Annotated in this window: 8 protein-coding genes; 7 read left to right on the top strand and 1 reads right to left on the bottom strand. The window is 52.4% G+C overall.

Annotated elements, in window-relative coordinates:
- The 7 genes from DW133_RS09865 to DW133_RS09835 all read left to right on the top strand — a co-directional run.
- Positions 1–336, top strand: a 336-nt coding sequence (locus tag DW133_RS09865; protein ID WP_147408930.1) for a zinc ribbon domain-containing protein, incomplete at its 5' end; no start/stop codon positions are given.
- Positions 337–386: 50 nt separating this feature from the next.
- On the top strand, positions 387–668 hold the full coding sequence (locus tag DW133_RS09860; protein WP_118276491.1) for a hypothetical protein: 282 nt from the start codon (positions 387–389) through the stop codon (positions 666–668).
- Between the two features lie 108 nt (positions 669–776).
- Positions 777–2,093, top strand: a complete 1,317-nt coding sequence (locus DW133_RS09855) for a circularly permuted type 2 ATP-grasp protein (protein ID WP_118276490.1) — start codon at positions 777–779, stop codon at positions 2,091–2,093.
- A 42-nt stretch (positions 2,094–2,135) separates the two neighbouring features.
- Positions 2,136–2,822, top strand: coding sequence for an alpha-E domain-containing protein (locus DW133_RS09850; RefSeq protein WP_118276489.1), 687 nt, complete (start codon positions 2,136–2,138; stop codon positions 2,820–2,822).
- A 17-nt stretch (positions 2,823–2,839) separates the two neighbouring features.
- Entirely contained in the window at positions 2,840–3,622 is a 783-nt protein-coding gene (locus DW133_RS09845) for a transglutaminase family protein (protein ID WP_118276488.1), read from the top strand.
- An 8-nt stretch (positions 3,623–3,630) separates the two neighbouring features.
- Entirely contained in the window at positions 3,631–4,614 is a 984-nt protein-coding gene (locus DW133_RS09840) for a M14 family metallopeptidase (protein ID WP_118276487.1), read from the top strand.
- Complete coding sequence (locus DW133_RS09835; RefSeq protein ID WP_118276486.1) at positions 4,611–5,555, top strand: M14 family metallopeptidase; 945 nt, start codon at positions 4,611–4,613, stop codon at positions 5,553–5,555. The genes DW133_RS09840 and DW133_RS09835 overlap by 4 nt, the downstream gene beginning before the upstream one ends.
- A gap of 211 nt (positions 5,556–5,766) precedes the next feature.
- On the opposite strand, the gene DW133_RS10240 is transcribed toward DW133_RS09835, so the two are convergent.
- Positions 5,767–6,017 (bottom strand): hypothetical protein (locus DW133_RS10240; RefSeq protein ID WP_233542177.1); only part of this gene is annotated, 251 nt, incomplete at its 5' end.

Genomic DNA, 6,017 nt, shown 5'->3' with positions numbered 1-6,017 from the left:
TTTTTTGGTATGCGGCAAGCGATTGAATGGCAGCAATACAAAGCCGGAGGCTATGTGGTTGCCGTTTCCGCGGCTTATACGAGTTGCGAGTGTCCGTCATGCACGTGCACGGATAAGCGCAATCGACCGCGTCAAGCGCAGTTTCGCTGCATCGGTTGCGGGTACGAAAACAATGCCGACATTGTCGGCGCAATAAACGTGAGGAGGAAGGGCCGGACAGGTCCGAGCGCACACGATAAAAAGCGCATCGCTCGTGAAGTGAGCACAGGAGCCGACGTGCCTTTTGCACGAAACTGTGGCGCCAACAGCGAGAACCAGCCTCTTGGAGTTGCGTAAGCAACTCCGAAGGAATCCTCTGATTTCAATTAGGGGAGGACGTCAATTCAATGCGGTTTCACAAAGGCACGCGAGAGGAATTCCTCGAAGACATGCAGCCGGAATTTGCGTATGCATCTTTGCGCACCGAACTCACGAAATACCAAGAGCGATTCGTGCGCCGATACTGTTCGCAGTTCACGACGCCGACGGTTGTCTGTTATTGCCACTATTGTCCGGAGGGACTGCTGCAGGGCGGCGTGGACGGCAGACATTTGGCGGACTTGGTTTTTTCCGTAAGAAAGGAAGAAGTCTGTCGTTTTTTTCTAAAGCAATGTGCCTACTTAATCTGATATCGGCCAAGATTTGTGCGGATTGGGTTTGAACAACGCCGGGTTTGTCTGTCTGGTGAGTGATAATCCAAGGAGTTTGTGTCGTTTTTCGCCGCAGGAAAGCTCGCCATGGATTCTCTCGTTCGAAACAGTGCCTCCATCAATGAAATGCTCACGCGTTACGGCGTTAAATTCGGGCTTTACAAAAACGGCAGTTTTCACGAGCAGATCTTTCCTTTTGATCCGATTGCCAGAACCATTGAAGCCGACGAGTGGAAGGAACTTTCAACCGGTTTGGCTCAACGTGTTCGAGCGCTCAACGCGTTTTTGCAGGACATTTATGGACAAAAGAGAATCATCACGGACGGCGTGATCCCTCCCGAATTCGTGTTTTCTTCTCCGGGCTTTTTAAAAGCCTGCGACGGCGTTACACCACCGGGAGGCGTATACACGCACATTGCCGGCATCGATCTGGTCCAGGCTCGTGATAAGAGCTGGTACGTTCTGGAAGACAATCTGAGAATTCCGTCCGGAGCATCCTATCCGCTGATTGCTCGCGAGATTTGCCGACGCGCTTCACCTCAGACCTTCAGAACGGCAAACATCATCGATAACCGCCGATATCCCGAGATGCTCTCTCGCATGATGCAGAGCGTGGCTTGCGACGGCATCTGCGTCGTCATGACGCCGGGACGCTACAACGCAGCCTTTTTCGAGCACAGTTATCTGTCGGAAAAGACCGGCTTTGCGTTGGCTGTCAACGACGATCTCTTTGTGGAAGACAACTGCCTCTACTATCGAGATTGCGCTCAAGGAAAAGTTCGTGTGGGAGCGGTTTATCGCCGCATTTCCGACGAGTATCTTGATCCGCTTACGTTCCTGCCGGAAAGCCTCATCGGCGTGCCGGGCATTATGGATGCCTATCGAGCGGGCAATGTGGCGATCATCAACGCGCCCGGCAACGGCGTGGCCGACGATAAAGGCATTTATTACTTCGTTCCCAAAATGGTCGAATACTATTTGGGTGAAAAAGCGATCCTGAAAAATGCGCCCACCTATCTGCCATTCTTTGAAAAAGATCGGGAGTACGTGCTGTCCAACATTGAAAAGCTCGTCATTAAGGACGTGGCGGAAGCCGGAGGATACGGTGTTGTGTTCGGACGCGATATGGACAGCGAAACGCTTGCGGACTGGCGTGATCGCATACGCAAGGAGCCGCGGCGCTTCATCGTGCAGGAAGTGATCGATTTTGTTGATTTGCCGGTGATGGACGGCGACGAAACGGCGTATCGAAAAGCGGACCTGCGTGCCTTCGTGCTGACCGGGAAGGATTCGGTTGAAGTTTGGCCGAGCGGACTGACGCGTTTTTCCCGCGTTGCCGACAGTTTTGTCGTGAATTCCTCGCAAGGCGGAGGTTTTAAGGACACATGGGTTAAGGCTTCATGAAATCGGGCGGAAATCAAGGGACAGGATAAAGTGAGGATTCAGATGACTTCGAAACCGATGCTGATAGCCATTTCTGCCGAGCAGGCCGACCGCCTGTATTGGCTTGGGCGGTATGTGGAGCGCGTGTTTTCAACGGTTCGCATTTTCAATCAATCGCTTGATCGAATGATTGATCAGGACGGAGAGGACTACGTGGCGTTCTGCAAGCGCTTGTCGATTCCGTCGGATATCTATCGGGATGCCGCCGATTTTGAAGTCAAATACTTGTTTGATGCGACCAATCCGGATTCGATTTATTCCAATCTTTCACGGGCTTATGACAACGCCATCGTACTGAGAAACTTCATCACCACCGAAACGATGGCCTTCATTCAGTTGGCCCTGGATCGGTTGGAACAGGGCAGCATCGCTGAGTCCGCTTTTCTGGAAACGCAGCGCGTGAGCGATCTGTTGCTTGCGTTTTGGGGATCGGTAGACGATCGCGTTGTCGATGTCGAGCGACGCGACCTTTTGAAAGTCGGGAAGTATTCCGAACGATTGGATCTGATGATCCGACTCAATTGTCAGGAATACGCCATCGATGAACTTCTCATCCGCATGCTTTCCCATACGAGACGTGTGGAGCCGCTCCTCAATCGTGAGATTCTGCAGGAACTGCGCAGCATGAAAGAGCCGGCGCTCGAAAGCAACCGAGCACACCTGTTGCACCTTATCAACGCTTTGCACTGAGTCAGTAGAGTTTTGCCTTGAAGTGCCGTTTCACCTTTACCACGGCGTATCGGTTTTCTGCCCCCGTTTCCGGACACGTGTTTCATATTAGGGCGTTTCCCTCGGATACGCCCGGACAAAGAGTCCTGGAAACGCATCTTACGACGAGTCTGCCTCAGCCTCCGGCTTCGGTTTTTGATTCCGTTTGCGGCAATTTGACTCTGACCGGACGCATGGACGAACCCCACGACGAGTTGTTTTTTGAATCTTCGGGCATTGTCCGAACCTGCCTTGACGACAATCGAAGCGACTATCCCGCAGCCCCTTACTTTGTCTATCCGACGCGGCTCACAACGCCGGGTCCGAGCATTGTCAATCTTTGGGAGCGTATCAAAGGGACTTTGACCGGAGACGTGCAGGCTGATGCCCTTCTTCTGATGCATGCGGCTCACGCGAGCCTTGTCTATATGCCGGGAGTCACGAATGTCGGCACAACGGCTGAGCAGGCGCTGTCATGCGGAAAGGGAGTTTGTCAGGATTATTCGCACGTCTTGCTTTCACTTCTCAGACTTGCTTCAGTTCCTTCCTTATATGTTGCCGGATTGATGGCAGGCGAAGGCGCCACACATGCCTGGGTGCAGGCATGGGTCAACAACAGGTGGACGGCGCTCGATCCGACGCATGACTGTTTGGCTCAGGGAGCTTATATTGCTTTAGCCAGAGGGTGCGATTTTGAAGACGCAGCTCTTGAGCGAGGCATTTTCTTGGGAAGTGCCCGGCAGTCTGTTCAATCGTCTGCCGTGGTTGAAGTTGTCGAATAACATATAACATGATCAAAAACGTCGTATCGATTCGTCTGCCGGTAGCCGAAAAGGCGGTGATTCGCAAAAACCGCATTCTGCCGGCCGGACTTTCAGAAAAAGAGGCCGAAAGCCGTCAATTGCCCCGTATCTGCGTGGTGACGGGCACGCACGGAGACGAGTTGGAAGGTCAATATGTGTGTTTTCGATTAAACCGGATATTGGCTGAAAATCCTCAGTTCGTGAGCGGTATTGTCGACATTTATCCTGCTGTCAATCCTTTGGGCATTGATTCGATCACGCGGGGTATTCCGCGTTTTGATCTGGATATGAACCGCATTTTCCCGGGAGACGCAAAAGGCACCACGGAAGAGGTGATTGCAGCCAAGATCATTTCCGACATGAAGGGGGCCGCCTGCGCCGTTGACATTCATGCGTCGAATATCTTTCTGCGGGAGATTCCTCAGGTTCGTGTCAACATCAACACGGCCGAAAAACTGGTGCCCCTGGCTAAGGAACTCAACTGCGATTTCATCTGGGTTCATGCGGCGGCCACCGTTTTGGAAAGTACGCTTGCCTGGTCGCTCAACAGAATCGGAGTGCCTTGTCTGGTGATTGAGGCCGGCGTCGGAATGCGCATTACGCAGGAGTATGGCGAGAGAATCACTGTCGGTCTGTTGCGCTTGATGAAGCGTCTGGGTATTTGGTCAGGCCCCGTCCAGGAGGTGGCGGAGCCGATTGTTTCAACCGACGGTCGGGTGAAATTTATCAATGCGGACTATCCCGGCGTTTTCATACCGAAGGTGCGGCACTGGATGAATCTCCACGAAGGCGATTCGTTGGGACTGATCACTGATTCGATTGACGGCACGGTTCTCCAGGATGTGAAGAGTCCCTGCAACGGACTGGTTTTTACGCTTCGCGAGTATCCGGTCGTCAATCCCGGTTCACTCGTCGCTCGCGTTTTGGCCGTCAGCGAATCTGGAAAAGACAAAAAAGGAGCGGCCAAATGAGGCGCATCAGGATTTTTGAGATGCCGTCGCTTTACCGCGAGCCGATGGTTATTACGGGGTACCGCTTTGGCAAAGGTGAAAAATCGGCTGCGATTGTGGGGGCCATGAGAGGCAACGAAATTCAGCAGCTCTACATTTGCTCTCAGCTGGTGCGTCGGCTCAAGATGCTTGAGAAAGAAGGCTTGTTGACAGCAGGGCACGCCGTCGAAGTCATTCCCTGCGTCAACCCGTCTTCCGTGAACATCGGAAAGCGCTTCTGGGCGATGGACGACACCGACGTCAATCGCATGTTTCCCGGCTATGACAAGGGCGAGACGACGCAGCGCATTGCCTCCGGTTTGTTTCAGCATCTGATTGGGTGGAAATGGGGCATTCAGTTCGCTTCCTTTTATATACGAGGCGATTTTGTGCCGCACGTGCGAATGATGAGCACCGATTGGAGTGATGCGCAGACAGCATGTGACTTTGGGCTTCCTTACGTTTTCGTACGCGATCCGCTTCCGATCGATACGACGACACTCAATTACAACTGGCAGATCTGGGATACCCGGGCTTATACGATTTTCACGAGTGAAACGGACCGCATTGATGTTGTGTCGGCCGAAATTGCCGTCAACGCCGTGTTGCGCTTTTTGGTTCGGCGTGGTGTTCTGTCCTGCCAAGTTCAAAAGGGCGTTTCTTCTGAGCAACTGCGCGACGATGACATTGTGAACGCCCATGCCGCGGCCGCCGGCATTTTCAGATGTTTGGTGAAGCCGGGAGACCTTGTCCGCAAAGACGATCTGTTGGGTGAGATCCTTGATCCAGGCGAAGGACATGTGCTCAGAGAAGTTCGCAGCCCTGGACAGGGGTGCGTCTTTTTTGCGTGCCGCGATGCCCTGGTGATGCAACGGCAGATCCTTTTCGGACTGAAGTTGTCTGCGGATCAGGCTGCGGAATAGTTTTTGTCGGTTCTACGAAGATGATTGTCTTCTGACATCTCGTTGTGTCGGCGTCCGATGAAGACGGAGTTTTCTACAAGTGGCATCAGGATTTTTGCAGACATCCGAGATGCCGGCGATTAAAACATTACAAATAAAGTTTAAACTCCTCAAAAACTTCATATTTAATGTGTAAAGACGATAAAAGTAGCCGACGCAAAACCAAAATCTCTTAAAAAAGCTCCGCCGCAAGGAAATGAGAGGAATTCAGGGCGAAACTCAGGACGGATAGAGAGCTAAGACTGCTTTCAGTCAGGGGATATAAGGCCGATCGTGCACCGCACGATAAAAAAAACAGGCAATACTGGCGCGTATACAAAATTTCAGGCATGATTCCCTGATCATGAAAATCATCTGCGGTTTCCAGTTTGAACTCCATACGACAGACGAGCAGCGTTCTGCATTGAGCAGAAACGCCGGCTG

The sequence above is a fragment of the Sutterella sp. AM11-39 genome (assembly GCF_003472385.1).
Lineage (GTDB): Bacteria > Pseudomonadota > Gammaproteobacteria > Burkholderiales > Burkholderiaceae_F > Duodenibacillus > Duodenibacillus intestinigallinarum.
This window is presented reverse-complemented; position numbering and strand designations above follow the sequence as displayed.